20 protein-coding genes are annotated in these 23,101 nt (G+C 68.2%); 7 read left to right on the top strand and 13 right to left on the bottom strand.

Annotated elements, in window-relative coordinates:
* Positions 1-6: 6 nt before the first annotated feature.
* Entirely contained in the window at positions 7-954 is a 948-nt protein-coding gene (trxB, locus tag BM198_RS13965) for a thioredoxin-disulfide reductase (protein WP_074970714.1), read from the bottom strand.
* 266 nt (positions 955-1,220) lie between these two features.
* Between trxB and cysZ the strand changes: the two genes are divergently transcribed.
* Together cysZ and BM198_RS13955 are read left to right on the top strand one after the other, a co-directional pair.
* Positions 1,221-1,967: a sulfate transporter CysZ gene (gene cysZ / locus BM198_RS13960; RefSeq protein WP_074970712.1), complete on the top strand. Its 747-nt coding sequence runs from the start codon at positions 1,221-1,223 to the stop codon at positions 1,965-1,967.
* 101 nt (positions 1,968-2,068) lie between these two features.
* On the top strand, positions 2,069-3,259 hold the full coding sequence (locus BM198_RS13955; RefSeq protein WP_074970710.1) for a glycosyltransferase family 4 protein: 1,191 nt from the start codon (positions 2,069-2,071) through the stop codon (positions 3,257-3,259).
* A 4-nt stretch (positions 3,260-3,263) separates the two neighbouring features.
* Here the strand turns inward: BM198_RS13955 and BM198_RS13950 are convergent, their stop codons facing one another.
* The 5 genes from BM198_RS13950 to BM198_RS13930 form a co-directional block, all read right to left on the bottom strand.
* Positions 3,264-4,223 carry a DegV family protein gene (locus BM198_RS13950; RefSeq protein ID WP_074970708.1) on the bottom strand — a complete coding sequence of 320 codons (960 nt, stop codon included), beginning with the start codon at positions 4,221-4,223 and terminating at the stop codon, positions 3,264-3,266.
* Positions 4,224-4,808: 585 nt separating this feature from the next.
* Positions 4,809-5,918, bottom strand: a complete 1,110-nt coding sequence (locus BM198_RS13945; RefSeq protein ID WP_074970706.1) for an NADH:flavin oxidoreductase — start codon at positions 5,916-5,918, stop codon at positions 4,809-4,811.
* A 59-nt stretch (positions 5,919-5,977) separates the two neighbouring features.
* The gene (locus BM198_RS13940; RefSeq protein WP_174244743.1) at positions 5,978-6,568 is read right to left on the bottom strand and encodes a TetR/AcrR family transcriptional regulator; all 591 of its coding nucleotides are present in this window, start codon (positions 6,566-6,568) and stop codon (positions 5,978-5,980) included.
* A gap of 217 nt (positions 6,569-6,785) precedes the next feature.
* Entirely contained in the window at positions 6,786-7,268 is a 483-nt protein-coding gene (locus BM198_RS13935; protein WP_044411458.1) for a glutathione peroxidase, read from the bottom strand.
* A 128-nt stretch (positions 7,269-7,396) separates the two neighbouring features.
* Positions 7,397-7,882, bottom strand: a complete 486-nt coding sequence (locus BM198_RS13930; RefSeq protein ID WP_074970702.1) for an FKBP-type peptidyl-prolyl cis-trans isomerase — start codon at positions 7,880-7,882, stop codon at positions 7,397-7,399.
* On the opposite strand from BM198_RS13930, the gene BM198_RS13925 reads away from it, so the two are divergent.
* The 4 genes from BM198_RS13925 to BM198_RS13910 all read left to right on the top strand — a co-directional run bounded on the left by BM198_RS13925 (position 7,851) and on the right by BM198_RS13910 (position 12,559).
* Positions 7,851-8,174 (top strand): DUF3565 domain-containing protein, encoded by a 324-nt coding sequence (locus BM198_RS13925; protein WP_074970991.1) that lies wholly within the window; start codon positions 7,851-7,853, stop codon positions 8,172-8,174. The genes BM198_RS13930 and BM198_RS13925 overlap by 32 nt on opposite strands.
* Before the next feature lie 16 nt (positions 8,175-8,190).
* Positions 8,191-9,375, top strand: coding sequence for an acetate kinase (locus BM198_RS13920; protein WP_044411466.1), 1,185 nt, complete (start codon positions 8,191-8,193; stop codon positions 9,373-9,375).
* Positions 9,376-9,383: 8 nt separating this feature from the next.
* Positions 9,384-11,471, top strand: coding sequence for a phosphate acetyltransferase (gene pta, locus BM198_RS13915; protein ID WP_074970700.1), 2,088 nt, complete (start codon positions 9,384-9,386; stop codon positions 11,469-11,471).
* Positions 11,472-11,650: 179 nt separating this feature from the next.
* Positions 11,651-12,559 (top strand): acyltransferase, encoded by a 909-nt coding sequence (locus BM198_RS13910; protein WP_074970698.1) that lies wholly within the window; start codon positions 11,651-11,653, stop codon positions 12,557-12,559.
* 57 nt (positions 12,560-12,616) lie between these two features.
* On the opposite strand, the gene BM198_RS13905 is transcribed toward BM198_RS13910, so the two are convergent.
* From BM198_RS13905 to BM198_RS13880, 6 genes are all read right to left on the bottom strand, one after another.
* Positions 12,617-12,928, bottom strand: a complete 312-nt coding sequence (locus BM198_RS13905; protein WP_044411471.1) for an EthD family reductase — start codon at positions 12,926-12,928, stop codon at positions 12,617-12,619.
* A 68-nt stretch (positions 12,929-12,996) separates the two neighbouring features.
* On the bottom strand, positions 12,997-15,132 hold the full coding sequence (locus BM198_RS13900; protein ID WP_044411474.1) for a putative bifunctional diguanylate cyclase/phosphodiesterase: 2,136 nt from the start codon (positions 15,130-15,132) through the stop codon (positions 12,997-12,999).
* Entirely contained in the window at positions 15,113-18,823 is a 3,711-nt protein-coding gene (locus tag BM198_RS13895; RefSeq protein ID WP_074970696.1) for a response regulator, read from the bottom strand. The genes BM198_RS13900 and BM198_RS13895 overlap by 20 nt, the downstream gene beginning before the upstream one ends.
* A 296-nt stretch (positions 18,824-19,119) precedes the next feature.
* Complete coding sequence (locus BM198_RS13890) at positions 19,120-19,818, bottom strand: YiaD family glycine zipper/OmpA-like lipoprotein (protein WP_044411480.1); 699 nt, start codon at positions 19,816-19,818, stop codon at positions 19,120-19,122.
* Positions 19,819-20,043: 225 nt separating this feature from the next.
* Positions 20,044-20,685 (bottom strand): MBL fold metallo-hydrolase, encoded by a 642-nt coding sequence (locus BM198_RS13885; RefSeq protein WP_074970694.1) that lies wholly within the window; start codon positions 20,683-20,685, stop codon positions 20,044-20,046.
* A gap of 45 nt (positions 20,686-20,730) precedes the next feature.
* Complete coding sequence (locus BM198_RS13880) at positions 20,731-21,750, bottom strand: AraC family transcriptional regulator (protein ID WP_074970692.1); 1,020 nt, start codon at positions 21,748-21,750, stop codon at positions 20,731-20,733.
* A gap of 123 nt (positions 21,751-21,873) precedes the next feature.
* On the opposite strand from BM198_RS13880, the gene BM198_RS13875 reads away from it, so the two are divergent.
* Entirely contained in the window at positions 21,874-22,707 is an 834-nt protein-coding gene (locus tag BM198_RS13875; protein WP_069562277.1) for a metal-dependent hydrolase, read from the top strand.
* Positions 22,708-22,787: 80 nt separating this feature from the next.
* Here the strand turns inward: BM198_RS13875 and BM198_RS13870 are convergent.
* On the bottom strand, positions 22,788-23,101 hold a 314-nt coding region (locus BM198_RS13870; protein ID WP_139233622.1), incomplete at its 5' end, for a transposase.

The following is a 23,101-nucleotide window of genomic DNA, read 5'->3' as shown; positions in this document are numbered from 1 at the left end:
GCGCCCTCAGAGCGCGTCGAGGTAGCGTTCCACGTCCAGCGCCGCCATGCAGCCGGCGCCGGCGGAGGTGATGGCCTGGCGATACACCGAGTCGGCCACGTCACCGGCGGCGAACACCCCGGCCACGCTGGTGGCGGTGGCATTGCCGTCGCGCCCGCCGTTGACCACCACATAGCCGTCGCGCAGGGCCAGCTGGCCCTCGAACAGCGAGGTGTTCGGCGTGTGGCCGATGGCGACGAACAGGCCGTCCACCTTCAGCTCGTCCATCAGCCCGTCGCGGCCGCGCAGGCGCACGCCGGTCACGCCCATGTCGTCGCCCAGTACCTCGTCCACCTCGGCATTGAGCTTGAGCACGATGCGCCCCTCGGCGATGCGCGCGCGGAGCTTGTCCTGCAGGATCTTCTCGGCGCGGAAGGTCTCCCGGCGGTGCACCAGGGTCACCTTGCTGGCGATGTTGGCCAGGTACAGCGCCTCTTCCACGGCCGTGTTGCCGCCGCCCACCACCGCCACCTCGCGGTTGCGGTAGAAGAATCCGTCGCAGGTGGCGCAGGCGGACACGCCCTTGCCCATGAAGCGTTCCTCGGAGGGCAGCCCCAGGTAACGGGCGCTGGCACCGGTGGCGATGATCAGCGCGTTGCAGCTGTAGGTGCCGCTGTCCCCCACCAGGGTGAAAGGCTCGCCGGCCAGGTCCACGGCGTTGATGTGGTCGAAGACGATCTCCGTCTCGAAGCGCTCGGCGTGTTCCTGCATGCGCTGCATCAGCGCCGGCCCGGTGAGCCCGTGGGCATCGCCCGGCCAGTTGTCCACCTCGGTGGTGGTGGTCAGTTGCCCGCCCGCCTGCATGCCAGTGATCAGCAAGGGCTTGAGGTTGGCGCGGGCGGCATAGACGGCCGCGCTGTAACCGGCGGGGCCGGAGCCGAGGATGATGACGCGGGCGTGGCGAGTGACGGACATGGCGGACACCTCAGGTAATAAAAAGAGGCCGCTGCGAGCACTTGGGGAAGGCTTAGGGAATGCAGCGGCCTCGCGAACCAGCGGGAGCCAGCGAGCCCCCGAAAATGCTGGCAAGGCTACCGACGCCGCCCCCGGCCACGGAAATGTGCATTGCTTATCCCCTCGATAGGACGCCCCTATCGCCAGGCGGGCGCGTGACGCCAGCGCTTTTACCGCCCCGACAAAGCCGGTAAGGTCGCGCCAGTCACCCCTTCATGGAGCGCCCGATGCCCGCCCCTGCCCTGTCCGGCCCGCAATACCTCGGCGAAGGCCTGAAACTCATCCTGCGTCCCGGCCTGCGCCTGTTCGTGCTGCTGCCGCTGACCCTGAACCTCCTGCTGTTCATCGCCATGATCGGCTTCGCCATGCGCGAATTCAGCGGCTGGGTCGATGCCTTCATGCCCAGCCTGCCCGACTGGGCGAGCTTCCTCGAATACCTGATCTGGCCGCTGTTCGTGGCGCTGGTGGTGCTGCTGGTGTTCTTCAGCTTCACCATGATCGCCAACATCATCGCCGCGCCCTTCAACGGCTTCCTCGCCGAGAAGGTGGAAGTGGTGGTGCGCGGCCAGGACGACTTCCCGCCCTTCAGCTGGGCCGAACTGGTGGCCATGGTGCCGCGCACCATCGGCCGCGAACTGCGCAAGCTGGGCTACTTCCTGCCCCGCGCGGCGGGCCTGCTGATCCTCAGCTTCATCCCCGTGGTGAACCTGGTGAGCACGCCGCTGTGGTTCGTCTTCGGCATCTGGATGATGGCCGTGCAGTACATCGACTACCCGGCGGACAACCACAAGCTGGGCTGGAACGAGATGCTCGCCTGGCTGCGCGAGAAGCGCTGGCAGAGCCTGGGCTTCGGTGGCTCGGTGTACCTGGCGCTGCTGATCCCCTTCGTCAACATCGTGATGATGCCCGCCGCCGTCGCCGGCGCCACCCTGTTCTGGGTGCGCGAAGGCGGCGACAAGGCCCTGCCCCGCTGATGCACCGGCGCGGGCCCGGACCCGCGCCGCCCTCCTCGGCTGTCACCGGCCGGTCACGCAAAATTCACACGGGCTAAACGGCGGGCGTCGACACTCAAGTCATGAGCCTGCCTGCCCTTCGAATCGCCCTCGTCAGCGAAACCTACCTGCCGGAAATCAACGGCGTCGCCAACACCCTGTGGCGGCTGTGCGAGGGCCTGCGCGCACGCGGGCACCAGCTGCAGCTGGTGCGCCCCCGCCAGGCCGTGGACCAGGGCGTGAAGAGCAGCGACGAGCTGCTGCTAGTGCGCGGCTGGCCGCTGCCCGGCTACCCGGGGCTGCAATGGGGCCAGTCGAGCCTGCACAAGCTGCTGACGCGCTGGAAGCAACGCCGCCCCGACGTGCTCTACATCGCCACCGAGGGCCCCCTGGGCCTGTCCGCCCTGCGTGCGGCGCGGCGCCTGGGAGTGCCGGTGATCAGCGGCTTCCACACCAACTTCCAGCAGTACACCGGCCACTACGGCGTGGGCCTGCTGACGCGCCTGCTGACCAACTACCTGCGCTGGTTCCACAACACCTCGCAACTGACCCTGGTGCCCAGCGCCAGCCAGAGCGAGGAGCTGCGCCGCCGCGGCTTCGAGCGCCTGGCCCTGCTGGCACGCGGCGTCGACGGCCAGCTGTTCACCCCGGCCCGGCGCTGCCAGGGCCTGCGGGAAGCCTGGGGGCTGGAGCCGGACGACATCGCCGTGCTGCACGTCGGCCGCCTGGCTCCGGAGAAGAACCTGCGGCTGCTGGCGCCCACCTTCCAGGCCTTGTGCAAGGCCCATCCCCAGCGCCGCCTGAAGCTCATCGTGGTGGGCGACGGCCCGTCGCGCACCGCCTTGCAGGCCGAGCTGCCGGAGGCGTTGTTCTGCGGCATCCAGCGCGGCGAGGAACTGGCCCGGCACTACGCCAGCGCCGACCTGTTCCTCTTCCCCAGTCAATCCGAGACCTTCGGCAACGTGGTGCTGGAGGCGCTGGCCTCGGGCCTGGCGGTGGTGGCCTTCGACCAGGCCGCCGCGGCCCAGCACATCCGCCATGGGCACAACGGCGCCCTGGCGGTGCCCGACGAGCCGGCCACCTTCAGCGACGCGGCCTGCTGGCTGCTGGAAGACGACGAGACCCTGCGCCGCGTGCGCCTCAACGCCCGCCAGCACGCCGGCCGCCAGGGCTGGGACAGCATCGTCCAGCAGTTCGAGCAGCACCTGCGCAGCGTCGGCTCCGCCGAGGCGGCCCTGCCCGCCGACGCCCGCCTGCAGCCGCCCTCGCCCTGAGACCTCAGCCGAACGGCCGGGCCGGTGCGGCGAACGCCAGGCTGAGGGCGCCACGCCCCAGGTTGATGGCGCCGGTGGGGCTGAGCATCGCCACCTGCAGCACCACATCCCGTGCGAGGCAGGCCGCCTCCAGCTCGGCGAAGCCCGGCAGGTCGCGCACCAGGGACAGTTCCCCGGCGTAGCTGATGCACAGCTGCGGCGCCAACAGGTCGCCCGCCATCACCCGCGCGCAGGCGTGGGCGAAGAGCTTCTCCGTCGCCCGCTCGAAGCTCGGCGCAAGTGTCACGGGCTTGTCCTCGCCCTGCTGCACGCTGATCACCGGCTTCACGTCCAACAGCGAACCGATCCCCAGGGCCGCTCCGCGCATGCGGTCCAGCAGGCCGCTGCGCTCGCCCTTCTGGAAGCCGCGCTTGCGCAGGTGGCCGAGGTCATCGGCGATGAGGAAGGTGCACACCGACTCGGCCAGTTGCTCCAGCCGCGCCCGCACCGCACTGGGGTGTCCGCCCCCGGCGATCAGCCGCACGGCCTCGGCGGCCAGCACCGCGCTGCCGGCGAACAGCGTGCGGCCGTCGATCACCCGCATGGCGAACGGCGTGGTCAGCCCGGCCGCGCTGCGTCGCTCGCGGTAACACTGCAGCAGGCCGAAGGAGGCCTGGGTGGCGTGCTCGAAGATGGCGCTGCGCTGGGCGGAAAGGGTCAGGCAGATGACGTGGTCGTACTGGGTCACCAGTTCTTCGAGGAACCAGGCCTGTGTTTCCGCAGCGCTCAGCGGCTCGCTGCCATCGCCAGGGCCGACCCGGGGCAACTGGTCGACATAGAAACGCCCGGTGACCTCGGGAATGCGGCGGTCCACCAGGGTGTCCTGGCCGAGGCGGATACGGATGGGCAGAACGCGGATGCCCCGCTCCGCGATGAAGGTCTGAGGCAGATCGCAGGTGGCATCCACCACCAATCCGGTGCGCATGGGACGACTCCTAGGGCCGGTGGACCGGCCGCTTGTTGTGGTGCCCGGGACCATGCGCCTTCGTCCGGGGCAAGTCAGCCCAACCGATTGAGGGTTTGTGGTGAGGGTGGCCTGTCGAAGGCCGTGCCCTAAGCCCACTATTTGGGGGACCAAGCTGATTATCGAGTTCTGCGGATGTTCCCTGTTTCGCCTTCCCAGGCGAGTTTCTTTTTTCAATCGTCGGAATGCCGCCCACAAAAAAGAAACCAAAAAGGCTCGCCCCGCCATTCGGGTCCCGCTGCGCGGGACTTCCCTCGCTCCGTCGCTGCTACGGGGGCCGGCGCGATGGGCCATCCATGGCCTGACGCGCCTCTCGCGGCATCCATGCCGCTCGTCCCCCTACGCAACGACTGCGCTCGGCCTCCTGAAGGGGCAGTTTCCCTGCCTCACCCTCTTGGCAAGCACGGCCACCGAGTGCGCTCATGACTTGCTGCCTCAGAGCGTTCGGCACCGGCGAGTTGCAAAAACCGTAGCCACAAAAAAGCCCCGCACGAGACGGAGCTGGAAATGGGTGCGCCGGCCAGGCCGGCGCACCGGGGGTCGTGCTCAGACCAGGCTGGTCAGGGCATCGCGGCTGAACGGCAGGATGTCCTGCATGCGGCCTTCGCGAACCTTGGTCGCCCAGTCCGGGTCCACCAAGAGGGCGCGGCCCACGGCCACCAGGTCGAACTCCTGCTTGTTCAGGCGCTCCAGCAGGCCTTCGATGTTGGCCGGCTGGGCGACCTTGTCGGTCTTGACCATGAACTGCAGGAACTCACCATCCAGGCCGACGCTGCCGACGGTGATGGTGGGCTTTCCGGTGAGCTTGCGGGTCCAGCCGGCCAGGTTGAGGTCGGAGCCTTCGAACTCCGGCTCCCAGAAGCGACGGGTGGAGCAGTGGAAGATGTCCACGCCGGCCTCGGACAGCGGCTTGAGGAAGCCTTCCAGCTCTTCCGGGGTCTGCACCAGGCGGGCGGTGTAGTCCTGCTGCTTCCACTGGGAGAAGCGGAAGATGATCGGGTAGTCGGGGCCTACGGCCTCGCGCACGGCCTCGATCACTTCGATGGCGAAGCGCGAGCGGTTGGCCAGGCTGCCGCCGTAGCCGTCGGTGCGCTGGTTGGTGCCTTCCCAGAAGAACTGGTCGATCAGGTAGCCGTGGGCACCGTGCAGCTCCACGCCGTCCATGCCGATGGCCTTGGCGTCACGGGCAGCCTGGGCGTAGGCGGCGACGACCTCGTCGATGTCCTGCTGGGTCATGCCGTGGACCACCACCTGGCCGTCCTTGAGCTTCTCGCTGGGGCCGTAGCCGGGAACGCTGGCGTCCGGTTCGGTGCCCAGGCGGCGGACGTTACCGACGTGCCACAGCTGCGGGACGATCTTGCCGCCTTCGGCGTGCACGGCCTCGACCACCTGCTTCCAGCCGGCCAGGGCGTCCTCGCCGTAGAAACGCGGGACGTGGGGGTAACCGTTGGCGGCCTGGTGGCCGATGGTGGTGCCTTCGGTGACGATCAGGCCGACACCGGCTGCGGCACGGCGGCGGTAGTACTCGACCACCTGCTCGGTGGGCACGCCGCCCGGGGAGAAGGAGCGGGTCATGGGCGCCATCACCACGCGGGTCGGCAGCTCCAGGGCGCCGAGGCGGAAGGGGGCGAACAGGGCGTCTACGGATGCGGTCATCGGGGTCTCCTGATTCCGGCCAAGTGACCGGTCGTCTCGTTAATGGGCTTTTTAGGGGGTCACACCCGCAGCAGGCGCTGCAGGCGGGTCATGAAATCGAACAGCGGCCGGGCGCCGGCACCGACCTTGAGGCGGGTGAGCACGCCCTGCCAGGCGTTGGCGATGAAGCCGGCGAGGTTGGCGCAGTCTTCATCGGCCGGGAGCTCGCCGGCACGCTGGGCCTCTTCCAGGCAGGCCTGGAGGATGTCCGCCGAGCGCTGCAGGATGGCGTCCACCTGGGCGCCGATGGCCGGCGACAGTTCGGCCATCTCGAAGCTCAGACTGCCGATGAAGCAGTGGTATTCCAGCTTCTCGTGGCGGGTGAAGTGGCTGACCAGTTCACCGTAGTAGTCGAGCACCCGCTGGCACGGGCTCTTCGCCGGGTCGGACAGGGCTTGGGCATAGCGCTCGAGGCGCGGCTGGTACAGGTAGTCCAGGGCCTGGAGGGCGAAGTCTTCCTTGCTGGCGAAGTAGTGGTAGAACGAGCCCTTGGGGATGCCGGCGGCCTGGACGATTTCCTGCACGCCGGTGCCGTGGTAGCCGGCACGGGTCATCACCTGGGTGCCCTTGGCGAGGATGAGGTCACGCTTGTCGAGTCGGATGCTGTTCATGGCGGCGAGCATATGACCGGTCGTCTCGCTCGGCACAGCACTATTGATCAGGGTGATTTTGGGTCAGAAAGCCCGCGCGGCTTACCCCGAGGTAATGGCCTGCGCGGGGGTTAACCCTTGCACCTTGCAGGGGCGACTTCAGTCGCCAGGCAGCCCGCAGGGCTGCAACTGACCTCAGCAGCCCCCGCATGGTGGATGGGAAGAGGGGAAAGAAGCGTCAGCCCAGCGCTTTCTCGATGGCAGCCACCAGGGCGGGGTCTTCGGGGGTGGTGCGGGGCGAGAAGCGGGCGAGCACGCGGCCGTCCTTGCCCACCAGGAACTTCTCGAAGTTCCAGGTGATGTCGCCGGGGAACTCGGCCCCTTCACCGGCCAGCAGGCGGTAGAGCGGGTGACGGCTGGCGCCGTTGACGTCCATCTTGCTGCCGAGCGGGAAGGTCACGCCGTAGTTCAGGGTGCAGAACTCGCGGATCTCGTCCTCGCTGCCCGGCTCCTGGGCGGCGAACTGGTTGCAGGGGACACCCAGTACGCTGAAGCCCCGGTCCTGGAACTGCTGGTGCAGTTTCTCCAGCCCGGCGTACTGCGGCGTCAGGCCACAGCGAGAAGCAACGTTGACCACCAGCACCACCTTCCCCTTGTAGGGAGCAAGCGGCAGTTCCTGGCCGTCGAGGGCACGCAGCTTGAGGTCGTGGAAGGCACTCATCTCACAGACTCCTGGATCGACGCGGGTTTGCACGAGAGACGAAAAAGGCGCCCGAGGGCGCCTTTCCGGTGAACTTGAGCTTAGCAGCCGATCCGCGTCGCCGCGCGCCGCAGATCGCCTGTCATCACTCAGTGGTGGTGACCACCTTCGCCGTGGATGTGACCGTGGGCGATCTCTTCGGCGTTGGCTTCACGCACGTTGACCACCTTCACTTCGAAGTTCAGGCGCTGGCCGGCCAGCGGGTGGTTGCCGTCGACGGTGACGTCGTCGCCGTCGATGTCGCGGATGGTGACGATCTGCATGCCGCCGTCCGGAGCGGAGGCGTGGAACTGCATGCCGACTTCCAGCTCGTCCACGCCTTCGAACATGGCGCGGCTCAGGGTGGCGACCAGCTCGGCGCTGTATTCGCCGTAGGCGTCTTCGGGCTCGATGGCCACTTTCACTTCGTCGCCGGCCTGCTTGCCTTCGAGGGCACGCTCCAGGCCGACGATGATGTTGCCCGCACCGTGCAGGTAGACCAGCGGCGCGCCGCCACGGGAGCTGTCGATCACCTCACCGGCGTCGTTGGTCAGGGTATAGTCGATGGAGACTGCCTTGTTGGCGGCGATCAGCATGGTGCGAGACCTTTTGGATAAGAGTGGAAAGGTGGCAAGTCTAACTGCCAAACCGGCCGATGGCGACCCGCCGATTGACGGACGGGGCTCGCGTTTGCTGGGTTTCCGCCAGGACGAGGACGGCCACTGGGTGGCCCTGCTTTCCTGCGGGCACACCCAGCATCTGCGTCATCAGCCGCCGTGGCAGTCGCGGGCCTGGGTCCTGGACCCACGGCAGCGCGAGGCGCACCTCGGCCAGCCCTTTGCCTGTGGCTGGTGCGCCAGGGAGCAGGACACCGAGGACAAGGACTAACCGACAAGGAGGCGAGATGCCCGCACGCAATATCCTGGTGATCAACTGTGGCAGTGCGTCGATCAAGTTCGCCCTGGTCAGCGAGGCCCATTCGCAGTTCCCCCTGCGCGGCATCGCCGACCGCCTGGGCACGCCGGAGGCCGAGCTGCGCTGGCAGCGCGGCGGCGAGAAGGACAGCCTGATGCTGCCCAACGGCGACTACCGCGCCGCCCTCGCCCAGTTGCTGCCACTGGTGCAGGCCGTCACCGGCGGCAAGCTCCACGGCATCGGCCACCGCGTGGTGCACGGCGGCGAGCGCTTCACCTCGGCGCGGCGGCTGGATGCCGACGTGCTCGCCACCATCCGCGCCATCTCGCCCCTGGCACCGCTGCACAACCCGGCGGCGCTGCAGGGGATCGAAGCCGCCATGAGCGTCTACCCGCAACTGCCCCAGGTGGCGGTGTTCGACACCGCCTACCACCAGAGCCTGCCCGAACACGCCTACCGCTACGCCCTGCCCGAGTCGCTCTACCGCGACCACGGCGTGCGCCGCTACGGCTTCCACGGCACCAGCCACCGCTACGTCAGCCACCGCGCGGCGGAGATCGCCGGGCTGTCCATCGGCGACAGCAGCTGGCTGTCGGCGCACCTGGGCAACGGCTGCTCCACCTGCGCCATCGTCAACGGCCAGAGCCGCGACACCAGCATGGGCCTGACGCCCCTGGAGGGCACGGTGATGGGCACCCGCAGCGGCGACATCGACCCCAACCTGCACAGCCACCTGGCCCGTACCCTGGGCTGGAGCCTGGACGAAGTGACCCGTGTGCTGAACCACGAGAGCGGCCTCAAGGGCCTCTCCGGGCTTTCCAACGACATGCGCACCCTGGAGCAGGCCCGCAGCCAGGGCCACCCCGGCGCCACCCTGGCCATCGAGGTGTTCTGCTACCGCCTGGCCAAGAGCCTGGCGGCCATGAGCTGCGCCCTGCCCCAGCTGGACGGGCTGATCTTCACCGGCGGCATCGGCGAGAACTCGCCGCTGATCCGCAGCAAGACCGTGGCCCACCTGCAACTGCTGGACCTGGCCATCGACCAGGAGGCCAATGCCCGCTGCGTGCAGGGCATCGCCGGGCCCATCCACCGCTACGGACGGACCCGCATCCTCGTCGTCCCCACCAACGAGGAGCGGCAGATCGCCCTCGACACCCTCGCCCTGCTCAACTGAGGCGCCCCATGCATACCTTCTTCATCGCCCCCACCAGCTTCGGTGTCGGCCTGACCTCCATCAGCCTCGGCCTGGTCCGCGCCCTGGAACTGGCCGGCCTCAAGGTCGGCTTCTACAAACCCATCGCCCAGCCCCACCCCGGCGACCTCGGCCCGGAACGCTCCAGCGAGCTCATCGCCCGCACCCACGGCCTGACCCCGCCCAAGGCGATGGAGCTGGCCCAGGTCGAACGCCTGCTCGGCGACGGTCAGCTGGACGAGTTGCTGGAAGAGATCGTCGGCCGCTACCAGCAGGTGGCCGAAGGCCGCGACGTGGTCATCGTCGAAGGCATGGTGCCGACCCGCCACGCCAGCTACGCGGCGCGGGTCAACGCCCACCTGGCGCGCAGCCTGGACGCCGAGGTGATCCTGGTCTCCGCGCCGGAGGACGAGACGGTCACCGAGCTGGCCGACCGCCTGGAGATCCAGGCCCAGCTCTTCGGCGGCCCGGACGATCCCAAGGTGCTCGGCGTGATCCTCAACAAGGTGCGCGACGAAACCCTCGGCCCACAGCTGCAGGACAACACCGCCCTGCTGCGCGCCAAGCACTTCCGCCTGCTCGGCTGCATCCCCTGGGAAGAGGAGCTGAACGCCCCGCGCACCCGCGACGTGGCCGACCTGCTGGGCGCGCGGGTGATCAACGCCGGCGACTACGACCAGCGCCGGGTGCAGAAGATCATCCTCTGCGCGCGCACCGTGCCCAACACCGTACCGCTGCTCAAACCCGGCGTGCTGGTGGTGACCCCGGGCGACCGCGACGACATCATCCTCGCTGCCAGCCTCGCCGCCATGAATGGCGTGCCCCTGGCCGGCCTGCTGCTGTGCAGCGACTTCCCGCCCGACCCGCGCATCATGGAGCTGTGCCAAGGCGCGCTGCAGGGCGGCCTGCCGGTGCTCAGCGTGGCCAGCGGCACCTATGGCACCGCCACCGACCTCAACCGCATGAACCGCGAGATCCCGGTGGACGACCGCGAACGTGCGGAGAAGGTCACCGAGTTCATCGCCCGCTTCCTCGACCACGACTGGCTGCGCGAGCGCTGCGGCACCCCGCGCGTGCCGCACCTGTCGCCACCGGCGTTCCGCCACCAGCTGGTGAAGCGCGCCCAGCAGGCGGGCAAGCGCATCGTCCTGCCGGAAGGGGCCGAACCGCGTACCGTGCAGGCCGCCGCCATCTGCCAGGCGCGCGGCATCGCCCGCTGCGTGCTGCTGGCCAAGCCCGAGGACGTGCAGGCCGTGGCCCGCGCCCTGGGCATCGTGCTGCCCGAAGGGCTGGAGGTGCTCGACCCGGACCTGGTGCGCCCGCGCTACGTCGAGCCCATGGTGACCCTGCGCCAGGGCAAGGGCCTGAACGCACCGATGGCCGCCGCGCAACTGGAAGACAACGTGGTGCTGGGCACCATGATGCTGGCCCTGGACGAGGTGGACGGCCTGGTGTCCGGCGCCGTGCACACCACCGCCAACACCATCCGCCCGGCCCTGCAGCTGATCAAGACCGCCCCCGGCTACAAGCTGGTGTCCTCGGTGTTCTTCATGCTCCTGCCGGAACAGGTGGTGGTCTACGGCGACTGCGCGGTGAACCCCGACCCCAGCGCCGAGGAGCTGGCCGAGATCGCCGTGCAGAGCGCCGCCTCCGCCGCCGCCTTCGGCATCGACCCGCGGGTGGCGATGATCAGCTACTCCACCGGCGACTCCGGCACCGGCGAAGACGTCGAGAAGGTGCGCGAGGCGACCCGCCTGGCCAAGGCCGCCCGGCCCGACCTGTCCATCGACGGCCCGTTGCAGTACGACGCCGCCGCCATCGACAGCGTCGGCCGGCAGAAGGCCCCGGGCAGCGCCGTGGCCGGGCGCGCCACGGTGTTCGTGTTCCCCGACCTGAACACCGGCAACACCACCTACAAGGCCGTACAGCGCAGCGCCCAGGTGGTCAGCGTCGGCCCCATGCTGCAGGGCTTGCGCAAGCCGGTGAACGACCTGTCCCGTGGGGCACTGGTGGACGACATCGTCTACACCATCGCCCTCACCGCCATCCAGGCCGCCACCGCCAGACCCGACGCCTGAGCCGCGTGCCCCCTCCCGCCGGGAGGGGGCCGGGCAGCGGCGAAACCGCTGCGACCGACCGGTCACCCTTCGCGCTTGCAGTCCAGTGAACAACCGTTAACCTTGGCCACCAACGGGCCGCCCACCGGCACGGCGTCCACCGAACAGGGCGGCACAGACCGCCCAGACACGAGGTTCCCATGCTCAGCTTCCTTCCCGCGCCCCTGCGCGGCGTCCTCGCCTCCCTGCTGCTCGCCCTCAACACCCTGTTCTGGTGCTGGCCGCTGTTCGCCATCACCCTGCTGCGGCTGCTGCTGCCGTTCCAGGCGGTGCGCCAGGCGCTGAACCCGCTGGTGAGCTTCATCCACGAGTCCTGGGTGAGCTGCAACAAGACCTGGATGAACCTGGTCCGGCACACCCGCTGGGACGTGCAGGGCATGGAAGGGCTGGACTACCAGCACTCCTACCTGGTCACCAGCAACCACCAGAGCTGGGTGGACATCCTGGTGCTGCAGTACGTGTTCAACCGGCGCATCCGCCCGCTGAAATTCTTCCTCAAGCAGGAGCTGATCTGGGTCCCGGTGATCGGCCTGTGCTGGTGGGCGCTGGATTTCCCCTTCATGAAGCGCTACTCCAAGGCCTACCTGGCCAAGCACCCGGAGAAGAAAGGCAAGGACCTGGAAACCACCCGCCGCACCTGCGACAAGTTCCGCCACAACCCGGTGGGCATCTTCAACTTCCTCGAAGGCACCCGCTTCACCCCGGCCAAGCACGCCCAACAGGCCTCGCCCTTCCGCTACCTGCTCAAGCCCAAGGCCGGCGGCGTGGCCTTCGTGCTGGACGCCATGGGCGATCAACTGGAGGCGCTGCTGAACATCACCATCCACTACCCCGGCGGCAACCCGAGCTTCTGGGCGCTGATGGCCGGCCAGGTCGGCGAGGTGGTGGTGCGCATCGAGGCGCTGCCGATCCCCGCCGGCTTCCTCGGCCGCAGCTATGACCAGGACGAGGCCTACCGCAAGGACTTCCAGCTCTGGGTCAACCAGCTGTGGGAGCGCAAGGACGCCGAGCTGGCGTCGCTGCACCAGAGCCACCCGCCCCGTTCCTGACCCCAGGACGCAGAAGCCCGCCAATCGGCGGGCTTCGTCATTCAGGAGCCGGCAGCCTCAGTCGCCCAGCACCTCGTTCACCTGCAGCAGCGGGGCAATGCTGGTGTAGCGCGGGATGTCGTCGTTGATGGCCTGGCCATGCTTGCGCAGGGTGGCCTGGAGGGTGTCGATGGAGCGGATCCAGATGTGCGCGGTACACAGGAACGGCGCCGCCGAACCGTCTCCGGAGGCCAGGCCCTTCTGGACCTCCACCTTGACCAGGTTGTCCCCCAGCAGCTCGCGCACCAGGGGGATGTGCTTCTCCAGGTAGTAGGTGAAATCGAAGGTGCCCCCCTCGTTGTTGGGGTAGGCGACGAACAGGCAATACATAGGATGCTCCTTGCGAATGCGGCGACCTCACGCGCCGTCGGCGCAAGTGTAGGCCGCCTTCGCCGGCTTTACCGCGCGGCGTCGAACGCCTGCCAGTCGAGCTGCAGCGGGAATTCGCCCGCCTTGGCCACGGGCAGGCCGGGCGCCACCAGGAAGCCCTGCATCACCGAGCAACCGTGCTCGATCAGCCAGTCGCGCTGTGCCGCCGTCTCCACCCCTTCGGCGATCACCTCCAGGCCCAGGTGGCGGCCCAGGTCGATGATGGTGGCGACCACCGCCGCATCACGGGGCGACTCCAGCATGTTGGCGATGAACAGCCGGTCGATCTTCAGGGTGTCCAGCTCGAAGTGGCGCAGGTACGCCAGCGAGGAGTAGCCGGTGCCGAAGTCGTCGATGGCCACCCGTACCCCCAGTTCGCGCAACTGGCGCAGTTGCTCGCGGGTGATGTCCAGGTCCTGCATCAACGCGCTCTCGGTCACCTCCACCTCGATCTGCGAAGGGCGCAGGCCCCGCTGCTCCAGCGCCCGGCGCAGGTCCTCCACCAGGTGCGGCATGCCGAACTGCACCGGACTGACATTGAGGCTGATGACCAGGTCCTCGCCGAAGCGCTCGCGCCACTTCAGCCCCTGGCTGACCCCCTGCTGGAAGATCCAGTCCCCCAGGCGGTTGATCAGCCGGGTCTCTTCCAGCAGCGGGATGAACACATTGGGCGCAACCGTACCGGCCACCCGGTGCTCCCAGCGCAGCAGCGCCTCGAAGCCGCGCAGGCGCCCGGTGGCGAGGTACACCTGGGGCTGGTAGACCAGCACGAAGTCGTCCTGCTCGATGGCGTTGCGCAGGCTCTCCTCCAGCATCAGCCGCGAGCGCGCGCGGCCATTCATCTCCGGCGAGAAGAAGCGGTACTGCTGGCGTCCGGCGCGCTTGGCCTCGTACATGGCGATGTCGGCGGCGCGCAGCAGGCCGTCCACCGTCTGCCCGCACTCGGGGAAGCAGGCGATGCCCACGCTGGCACCGAGGGTGACGTCGATGCCGTCCACCCGGTAGCGCACCGAAACCAGCTCGATGAGCTTCTCCGCTACCCGGGCCGCATCTTCCGGGTGGTCGAGGGAGTCGATCAGCGCGGTGAACTCGTCGCCCCCCATGCGCGCGAGGATGTCGTAGGGGCGCATGCAGGTCTTCAGTTGCTCGCCCACGCGGCGCAGCACCTGGTCGCCGGCGTCGTGGCCGAGGGAGTCGTTGATGCGCTTGAAGCCATCCAGGTCCAGGTACAGCACCGCCATGCGCTTGCCGTTGCGCTCCACCCGCGCCAGGGCCGACTCCAGCGCCTGGTAGAAGCCGCGCCGGTTGAGCAGCCCGGTGAGCGAATCGGTGATGGCCTGGGCCTCCAGCTGGGCGTGCAGCTGGCGCACCGCCGACATGTCGAGGCCGATCACCACCATCGAGCGCTGGGCCCTGGGCAGCGGCGCGCAGGACAGCGCCACCGGCAGGCTGCCGCCGGCCTGGGTCTTCAGCGCGGCGTCGTGCAGGCGGTAGGGTTCGCCGCGCTTCCAGTGCCGGTAGAAGTCCGACAGGCGCCAGTCCCCGGCGTACTCGGGGGCGGCGATCAGGCTGAGGAACTCGCGACCCTCCAGATCGCTGACGGTGCCCTGGAGCATCAGCGCCATGGCCGGGTTGGCGAAGCTGATCACCCCGTCCTCACCCACCACCAGGATGCCCTCGGCGGCGTTCTCCAGCACCGAGGCGTTGAACGCCCGAGCACTGTCCAGTTGCTGGGTGAGCTGCAGCAGGTCGCGGCGGTTGCGCTCGTGGTCCAGCAGCGCCTGTACCTTGTGGCGCAGCACCTGCGGGTCGAACGGCTTGAGGATGAAGTCCACCGCGCCGGTGGCGTAGCCGCGCAGCACCGCTTCCTGGGTGTGGGCAATGGCGGAGATGAAGATGATCGGCGTGTAGCGGGTGTGCGGGCTGCCACGCATCAGCCGGGCCACCTCGAAGCCATCCATGCCGGGCATCTGCACGTCCAGCAGGACCAGGCCCACCTGCTCCTCCAGCAGCACCTGCAGGGCCGCCTCGCCGGAGTCGACGGTGCGCACGTCCCAGGTGGAGTCGTCCAGCACCGCCTCCATGGCGGCGAGGTTCTCCGGGCGGTCGTCCACCACCAGGAGGATGCTTTCGGGGGCCTTGAGCTTAGGCAAGGGCTGCGTCATGGCGACCTCCGGCGGCTTCGAGCCAGCGTTCCAGCATGTCCAGCAGTTCCTGGCGGTTCACCGGCTTGGCCAGGTAGTCGTCGGCACCGGCGGTGATGCACTTTTCCCGGTCGCCCTTCATGGCGTGGGCCGTCAGGGCTATGACCGGGATGTGGCAAGCGTGTTCCTCTTTCAGCGTCCGTGTCGCGGTGTATCCGTCCATGTTGGGCATCGCCATGTCCATGAGAATCAGGTCGAAGGGTTCGCGCTGGAAACAGGCGATGGCTTCCATGCCATCGCGCGCCGGAGTGACCCGTAGGCCAGCTTCGTCCAGCACGGCAGTCAGGGCGTAGATGTTGCGCACGTCGTCGTCCACCAGCAGCACCCGCGCGCCTTCCAGGGCGGAATGCCCATGGGTTGCCGGCTGCGTGTGCAGGCTGTCGAGAAAGCCCTGCACCGCTTCGCCAAGGGCGGCCGGGTCGGTGGCGGACTTGGGCACCAGCGTCGCCGAGTAGCGCCGCAGACGCTGCAGGTGCTGCTGGCCGACATCGAGCCCGGTGTTCACCACCACGCGCACGTTCCGCAGGGAGCGGCGGGCATCCAGCCGGTCGAGCAGCTCGAAGCCGTCCAGATCCGGCAGGTTCAGGTCCACCACTATGGCTGCGAAACTGTTCGCCTCGTAGGCGACGATGGCCTGCTCCGCAGTGCCCACCGCCACCACCTCGAAGCCCAGTTGCTGCAGGTGCTCGCGGTAGTGGTCGCGCTCCACCTCCACGTCTTCCACCAGCAGTATCCGGTGGCCTTGCGCGTCGGGCTCGCCAAGCCCGCCGAACACCTGTTCCAGCTCGGTGCGACCAATGGGCTTGACCAGGTAGCGGGTGTCGCTGTCGTTCCAGTCCGGCGGCTGCGGCACGCAGGAGATGATGTGCACCGGCGTGCCCCGGTGATTGGGCAGCCCGCGCAGGCGCCGGTAGATCTGCCAACCGCTGAGGTCGGGCAGGAGGATGTCGAGGATGATCGCCGCATAGCGCTCCTCCTGCAGCAGCGCCACCGCCTGGCGACCGTTGCTGCACAGCACCGTGGAAAAGCCATGTCCCTGGGCCGCCTCGGCGATAACCGCGGCGAAGCCGGCGTCGTCCTCGACGATCAGCACCGGCGGTCCCTCGCCGCTGCGCAGCGGCTCGGTCAGCTCCACCTCCGGCTCCAGCGCCCCCACGGCCACCGGCAGGCAGACCGTGAAGCAGGCGCCTTCACCCAGGCGGCTGCGCAGGCTGATCTGCCCGTCCAGGGCGAGCACCAGTTGGCGGGTGATGGCCAGCCCCAGGCCGGTGCCCCCGAAGCGCCGGCTGGTGGAGCCGTCGATCTGCTGGAAGGCCTGGAAGACCCGCTCGTGCTGCTCCGGATCAATGCCGATGCCGGTGTCGCGCACGCTGAAGCGCAGCATCTCGCGGCCGGGGCCGAGGTCCTGGGCGTCCACCGACACGGACAGTTCCACCTCGCCCTTATCGGTGAACTTGAGGGCGTTGGACAACAGGTTGCGCAGGATCTGGTGCAGGCGCACCCGGTCGCTGTGGATGACCCGAGGCACGCCCGGGTCGATCCGGCTCACCAGCTGCAAGCCCTTCAGCTCGGCCATCGGCCGCAGGCTGGCATCCAGCTCCACCAGCATGTCCTGGACGTTGAGCGGCTCCAGCTTGAGCTGCATGCGCCCGGCTTCCACCTTGGCCAGGTCGAGCACGTCGTTGATCAGTTGCAGCAGGTCACTGCCGGCCCGGTGGATGATGTCGGCATGGCGCGACTGCTTGTCGGTGAGGTTGCCGGCGGCGTTCTGGCGCAGCTGGTCACTGAGGATGAGGATGCTGTTGAGCGGCGTGCGCAGCTCGTGGGACATGTTGGCGAGGAACTCGGACTTGTAGCGGTTGGCGAGCATCAGTTGCTCGGCCTGCTCCCGCAGGCGCTGCTCGGCGACGCGGCGCTCGGTGATGTCGATCACCACGGCCTGGACCCAGGTCTCGCTGTCGCTGCGGATCGGCGAAAGGCCCACCTCAAGCGGGATCATGTGGCCGTCCCGGTGCTGGCCGAACAGCTCGCGGTTACCGCCCATGCGCCGGGGTTCGGGTTTGGCCTGGAAGCCCTGGCGCAGGCCCACGTGGGCCTCGCGCAGGGCCACCGGCAGCAGGCGCTCGACCCGCTCGCCCAGCAGCTCCTGGCGGCTGTAGCCGAACATCTGCTCCACCTGGCGGTTGACCATGGCGATACGCCCGCCGGTGTCCACCAGCAGGATGGCGTTGGGCGAAGCCTCGACCACCAGCCGGAAGCGCTCCTCGGCACTGCGACGGGCCTGCAGGTCGAGCAGGTTGATCAGGTAGCGGGGGCCATCGGCGCGGTCGATACGGGTCAGGCGCAGGGCCACCGGTGTGCGCCGGCCGTCGTCACAGCGCGCCTCGTACTCGCTGATCGACGCGTGCTCGCTCTCGAAAGCCAGGGCCTCCAGCCCGCTGGCGCCCGGCAGGAAGCGCAGGGCGTGCTGCCCCACCAGCCACTCGGAGTCGCAACCCAGCAACTCCCCGGCGCTGTCGTTGGCCAGCTCGATGCGCCCGTCGCCTTCGCACAGCAGCGTGGCCACCGGCAACCGCGCCACCAGGGCGCGCAGGTGTGCTTCGCGTTCCTGCAGCAGGGCAGCGGACTTGCTGCTGGCCAGCAGTTCGCGCTCGCGCAGGTACAGGTAAGCCCCGACCAGCAGGGATAGCAGCAACGCGGCCGACAACCCGGCAACCAGGGTGAAGCGCAGTCCGCCATCACTTTGCAGGCTGGCGTAGGCCGCTGTGCCAGTGACCTGCAACTGCCAGTCACGGCCGAACAGGCGCAGCTTCCGGCGGTCCTGATAGCGCGCAGGCTCGGCAGCGTCGGGCGGGTCCAGCAGGGGTTGGTCGGGGTACTGGAGGTCCGCCAGCTCGATGTCGAACAGTCGGGCCTGCGCCCCGAGGATGCCGGCCATCAGGTCCTGGACGCGGAAGGCGCCGTAGACGGTGCCGATGAACGCTTCGCGGCGCTCGGTTGCGGTGGCCGGTGCATCGCGGCCATACACCGGCATGAACAGCACCAGCCCCTTGAGGGGCGAGTTGTCCTCGTCCTGGCGCAGGACGATGGGCCCGGTCAGCCGGGCCTCGCCGCTGTCGATCGCGGCCCGCACGGCCTGCAGGCGCATCGGCTCACTGAGCATGTCGAAGCCCAGGGCGCGCTTGTTCCGCCAGTCCAGCGGGCTGATGTAGGTGATGACCAGGTAGCGCTCACGTTCGCCAGGAGGGAACAGACGGGCATCGGCGCGCCCCTCTTCCTCACCCGGGTAGGCCGGCAGGTCGCCCGGAGCCAGGTAGCGGCTCCAGCCGAGTGCCTGGATGCCGGGGTAGCGGTCCTGCAACTGGAGCTGGTCCACGGCCCGCGCCCACTCGTCGGCGGACACCTCGTCGCTGCCGGCCAGCAGGCCGGACATGCCGCGCAACACCACTTCATAGGCGCGCATCCGGTCGCTGATGCGCTGGGCCACCTCGTCGACCGCCATGTCGAAGCGCTGCTGGTTCTCGGCCTCATAGCGAGCCCGCTGGGCCTGCCATTGCCAGACCACCAGGGCTCCCAGCGCTACCAGCAGGACCATCGCGGCCGCCACGGGCAGCCAGGGTTTCCTGTCGGGAATCCGAGGACGGTCGTCCATGCATGCTCCTGTCCTTGTGGCGACACGCAGGGGGAAAAATCAGGGGGAGTCGCTGCTGATCAGCATTGATTCGCGGTCACCTGTCGGCAGTCTAGTCAGGATTCGGCGCACTAGCCCCGTGCCAGCAATGAGACGACGGACGGCAGGCAGCGGCCGACGGCACGCCGGAAAATGCCGCAGGAAAACCGGGGGACACGTCGCTTGGGAGGCGGACACTTCAGGCCCCGGCGGCGCCATCCCGGGCGGGTGCGCGAGGCCATGAAGTGGAGGCCTGGATCAGGCCCGGAGGGGGGGGGTCAGTACTGCTGGGGCGCCTGGGCACCGGGGATGGGGGTCAGCTTGATTTCCACCCGACGGTTCTGCGAGCGACCGGCTTCGGTGGCGTTGCTGGCGACCGGCTGGTCCGGCCCCATGCCACGGGAAGACAACCGACCCGGTTCGACGCCCTGGGCCACCAGGTAGTTGGCCACGCTCTGGGCGCGCAGCTGGGACAGATTGACGTTGTACTGGTGGCTGCCGGTGCTGTCGGTGTGGCCGACGATCTCGATGTTGTTCTGGTTGTACTGCTTGAACGACGAGGCGAGGTTGTTCAACGGGCCATAGAAGTTGCTGGCGATGTCCGCCGAGTTGGTGGCGAAGGTGATGTTGCCGGGCATCACCAGGTTGATGCTGTCGCCCTGGCGCTGAACCTGTACGCCGGTGCCTTCCATGCTGCGACGCAGCTCCGCTTCCTGCTTGTCGACGTAGTAGCCGTAGCCTGCGCCCGCCGCACCGGCGACCGCGGCGCCGATCAGCGCGCCCTTGCCCCGGTTGTTGTGGCTGATGGCGGCACCGGCGACGGCACCGGCCAGGGCGCCCAGGCCGCCATAGGTGGCGGTCTTGCTCATGCCCTGGCGGGGCGCCTGGCCCTGGTTCTCATAGGGGTTCTGCGAAGCACAGCCTGACAAGGTGGCCACGGCAAGGGCCGCGACGATCAGGCGACGCGTGGTGAACATGGACTCTCTACTCCTGTGTGACAGGCAACCCGGTGGACTGCCGACCGATAAGCAGGCAGTTGAAAAACTGACTGCGTTGCCGCTGCTGCGTTGAAAACGCCCTCAAAATGCTCATTTACAAACGTAAACTGCGCTTTTTCGGCCGCTTTCGCCTTGCATCGGCTGCCTCGTCTACGTTTTTTCAACTGCCTGTTAGAGCATGGCCCTTCGCGGAAATTCCGTAGCTCAGGCCCGGACGAACGGGTTTTCGCGCATTTCATCGCCCAGCCGGGTGTCGGGACCATGGCCGGTGACCACGGTGGCCTCTTCGTCCAGGGTGTAGAGCCGCCCCTTGATGGAGCGCTCGATGGTGGCGTAGTCACCGCCCCACAGGTCGGTGCGGCCGATGCCCCGGCGGAACAGCGTGTCGCCGGCGATCAGCAGCCTGGCCTCGGGGAACCAGAAGCTCATGGAGCCGGGGGTGTGTCCGGGCGTGTGCAGCGCCACGCCACAGCCACAGGCCAGCTCCTCGTCGTCGGCCAGCCACTGGTCCGGGGCCGGCACCGGCTTATAGGGCACGCCGAACATGCGGCACTGCATCTCCAGGTTGTCCCAGAGGAACTGGTCTTCCTTGTGCAGGTGCAGGGTGGCGCCGGTGGCCTTCTTCAGCTCGCCGGAGGCGAGGAAGTGATCCAGGTGCGCGTGGGTGTGGATGATGCTGACCAGCTTCAGGCCATGGACCTCCAGGCGGGCGAGGATCTGCTCGTGGTTGCCGCCTGGGTCGACGACGATGGCCTTCTTGCTGACCGGGTCGCCGATCAGGGTGCAGTTGCACTGCAACGGGCCGACGGGGAAGGTTTCGCGGATCAGGGCGGTGGACGGGTTCATCGGGCATCTCCGGGGCGGCGCTCTGCGGCGCCTGGTGCGGGTCGATCAAGGGTCGGCACGATAATCGCTCGGCAGCCTGCCCGTCCATTTGCGGAAGGCGCGGCGGAAGTTGGAGGGGTCGCTGAACCCCAGCAGCGCGGCGATCTCGAACAGCGGCAGGTGGGTGGTGGTGAGGTACTGCAGGGCCAGGCCCTTGCGCACTTCGTCGAGCACCTGCTGGTAGCTGGTGCCCATGGCCGCCAGGTGCCGGCGCAGGCTGCGGCCACTGGTGTGCAGGGCACGGGCGGCGCTGTCCAGGTCGGGGAAGTCGCCGGGGCGGGTGAGCAGCAGGCGGCGCACACGGGTCAGCAGGGCGTCCTGCACGTCGAGGGTGGCCAGGATGGCCTCGCACTGCTGCTCGCACATCTGCACCGTGGCCGGGTTGGCCAGGGCCATGGGGCGGTCGAGGTAGTGCGTGGGCAGGGTCATCCAGTGGCAGGGCTGGTCGAAGGCCACCGGCGCGCCGAACACCGCTTCGTAGCGCTCGGCGTAATCCGGCTCGGGGTGGGCGAAGCCCACCTGCAGCCCCAGCAGCGGCTCGGCGACGAGGAAGCGGGCGATGGTGCAGAAACTGGTCAGCAGGCCCTCGCCGGCAAAGCGCCCCAGCGGCCCCATGGGGAAGGACTCGGTGGCCTCCAGCCGCAGGCAGTCGCCCTGCTCCACCAGCTCCAGCTCGTAGGCCAGGCCCAGCACCCGGTAGTACTTCATGGCGAACTGCAGCGCCCGCCCGAGGTTGGCGCTGGAGAGCACCGCGTAACCGAGGATGCCGTGGGTGGAGACGTTCAGCCGCTGGCCCAGCACCAGCCCCAGGGCAGGCTCGTTGCACTGCACCAGGGCGGCGGTGGCCAACAGGTTGAAGTCGACGAAGGAGAGCCGCGCGTTGGGGCTCTGCAGCACTTCCGGGCGCACGCGGGCCGCGCTGAACAGCGCCTCGCGGGTGACGCCCAGCTCTTCGGCAAGGCTCAGCAGGGCTTCGGCGTAGGCAACCGGAACGAGCTCGGCGGAGAAGGTCAGCGGCTGTTTCATGGGTTCTTCTTGTGGGTCGGCCGTGGCCAGATATGACCTGATGATTGGCAGAAGATAACCTTGTCCGACAAGACCCCGCAAGCGAGAGTGCGGACGTGGTTTGAACCGACTCAGGGAGTCCCCATGACCAGCACGACCCCAGAAGGATTGGTAATCCGCCCGCGTCACATGGATTTCGACCTGCCCAATCCGATGCCCCGCCACTGGCACAGCGGCGATGCCTTCAAGACCCACCTGTTCGACGCCATGTCGGTGCTCTTTCCCGATGGCGAGCGCTTCTTCATCGACTCGGTGCGGCACTTCCGCGACGAGATCACCGACCCGGTGCTGAAGGAGCAGATCCGTGGCTTCATCGGCCAGGAAGGCCACCACAGCCGCGAACACCTGGAATACAGCGCCCGCCTGCGCGACCTGGGTTATGACGTGGGGCGCATCGAGCGCCGCGCCCAGGCACGCATCCGCTACACCCAGAAGAAATTCTCGCCGCGCCGGCAACTGGCCGCCACGGCCGCCCTGGAGCACATCACCGCGATCATGGCCGACGGCCTGCTCAAGCACCCCGAGCACATCGCCGGCGCCCACCCCACCCTGGCCCGCCTGTGGCGCTGGCACGCCCTGGAGGAGACGGAGCACAAGGCGGTGGCCTTCGACGTCTACAACCAGGTCTGCGGCAGCCGCAAGCTGCTGCGCCGGGCAATGATCATGGGCACCTTCTTCTTCATGCTCGACACCCACCGCGGGCTGATCCACATGCTCAAGCGCGACGGCCTGCTGTGGAACTGGCGCGTCTGGCGCGACGGCCTGAGCTGGATGTGGGGCAAGAACGGCATGTTCCGCCAGTTGATCCCGGCGTACATGGACTTCTTCAAGAAAGGCTTCCACCCCTGGATCCATGACAACCGGGACCTGATGTACAAGACCCGGGAAGAGTTCGACGGGCTGCCCGCAGCGGCCTGATCCACCGTCAGTGATACACAACGGCCCTTCGGGGCCGTTGTCATTTCCAAGTTCAGGCCCCGTAGATACCGTCTTGATTTCTAGTGAGCAAGGGCCAGTTTTGCGTCAAACGGCTGACCCGATTTCAGCACGCCATAGGCGATGTTCAGCAGCTTGCGCATCGCTGCGCAGACGATCTGCTTGCCGGTCTTGCCCCGCTCCCTTAGCCGTTCGCCCATGGCTCTGATCGCTTCGTTGTAGGTCAGGGCGCTGATCGCGGGCATGTACAGGCCGGCTCTCAGGCGCGATGAGCCCATCTTGGAGATGCGTGTCTGCCCCCGGTAGCTCCCGGATTCCTGCAGCCGTGGATTGAGCCCGGCAAAGGCGGTGATGGCGCGGCCGTTGGCAAAGCGCA

The organism is Metapseudomonas otitidis (assembly GCF_900111835.1).
Lineage (GTDB): Bacteria > Pseudomonadota > Gammaproteobacteria > Pseudomonadales > Pseudomonadaceae > Metapseudomonas > Metapseudomonas otitidis.
The sequence above is the reverse complement of the archived record's forward strand: the minus strand, read 5'-3'. Positions and strand labels throughout refer to the sequence as shown.

Bases quoted from the DNA above. Each gene is read 5' to 3' on its own strand.
- trxB (WP_074970714.1), bottom strand. From the start codon at position 954: ATGTCCGTCACTCGCCACGCCCGCGTCATCATCCTCGGCTCCGGCCCC.
- cysZ (WP_074970712.1), top strand. From the start codon at position 1,221: ATGCCCGCCCCTGCCCTGTCCGGCCCGCAATACCTCGGCGAAGGCCTG.
- BM198_RS13955 (WP_074970710.1), top strand. From the start codon at position 2,069: ATGAGCCTGCCTGCCCTTCGAATCGCCCTCGTCAGCGAAACCTACCTG.
- BM198_RS13950 (WP_074970708.1), bottom strand. From the start codon at position 4,223: ATGCGCACCGGATTGGTGGTGGATGCCACCTGCGATCTGCCTCAGACC.
- BM198_RS13945 (WP_074970706.1), bottom strand. From the start codon at position 5,918: ATGACCGCATCCGTAGACGCCCTGTTCGCCCCCTTCCGCCTCGGCGCC.
- BM198_RS13940 (WP_174244743.1), bottom strand. From the start codon at position 6,568: ATGAACAGCATCCGACTCGACAAGCGTGACCTCATCCTCGCCAAGGGC.
- BM198_RS13935 (WP_044411458.1), bottom strand. From the start codon at position 7,268: ATGAGTGCCTTCCACGACCTCAAGCTGCGTGCCCTCGACGGCCAGGAA.
- BM198_RS13925 (WP_074970991.1), top strand. From the start codon at position 7,851: ATGGAGACTGCCTTGTTGGCGGCGATCAGCATGGTGCGAGACCTTTTG.
- BM198_RS13930 (WP_074970702.1), bottom strand. From the start codon at position 7,882: ATGCTGATCGCCGCCAACAAGGCAGTCTCCATCGACTATACCCTGACC.
- BM198_RS13920 (WP_044411466.1), top strand. From the start codon at position 8,191: ATGCCCGCACGCAATATCCTGGTGATCAACTGTGGCAGTGCGTCGATC.
- pta (WP_074970700.1), top strand. From the start codon at position 9,384: ATGCATACCTTCTTCATCGCCCCCACCAGCTTCGGTGTCGGCCTGACC.
- BM198_RS13910 (WP_074970698.1), top strand. From the start codon at position 11,651: ATGCTCAGCTTCCTTCCCGCGCCCCTGCGCGGCGTCCTCGCCTCCCTG.
- BM198_RS13905 (WP_044411471.1), bottom strand. From the start codon at position 12,928: ATGTATTGCCTGTTCGTCGCCTACCCCAACAACGAGGGGGGCACCTTC.
- BM198_RS13900 (WP_044411474.1), bottom strand. From the start codon at position 15,132: ATGACGCAGCCCTTGCCTAAGCTCAAGGCCCCCGAAAGCATCCTCCTG.
- BM198_RS13895 (WP_074970696.1), bottom strand. From the start codon at position 18,823: ATGGACGACCGTCCTCGGATTCCCGACAGGAAACCCTGGCTGCCCGTG.
- BM198_RS13890 (WP_044411480.1), bottom strand. From the start codon at position 19,818: ATGTTCACCACGCGTCGCCTGATCGTCGCGGCCCTTGCCGTGGCCACC.
- BM198_RS13885 (WP_074970694.1), bottom strand. From the start codon at position 20,685: ATGAACCCGTCCACCGCCCTGATCCGCGAAACCTTCCCCGTCGGCCCG.
- BM198_RS13880 (WP_074970692.1), bottom strand. From the start codon at position 21,750: ATGAAACAGCCGCTGACCTTCTCCGCCGAGCTCGTTCCGGTTGCCTAC.
- BM198_RS13875 (WP_069562277.1), top strand. From the start codon at position 21,874: ATGACCAGCACGACCCCAGAAGGATTGGTAATCCGCCCGCGTCACATG.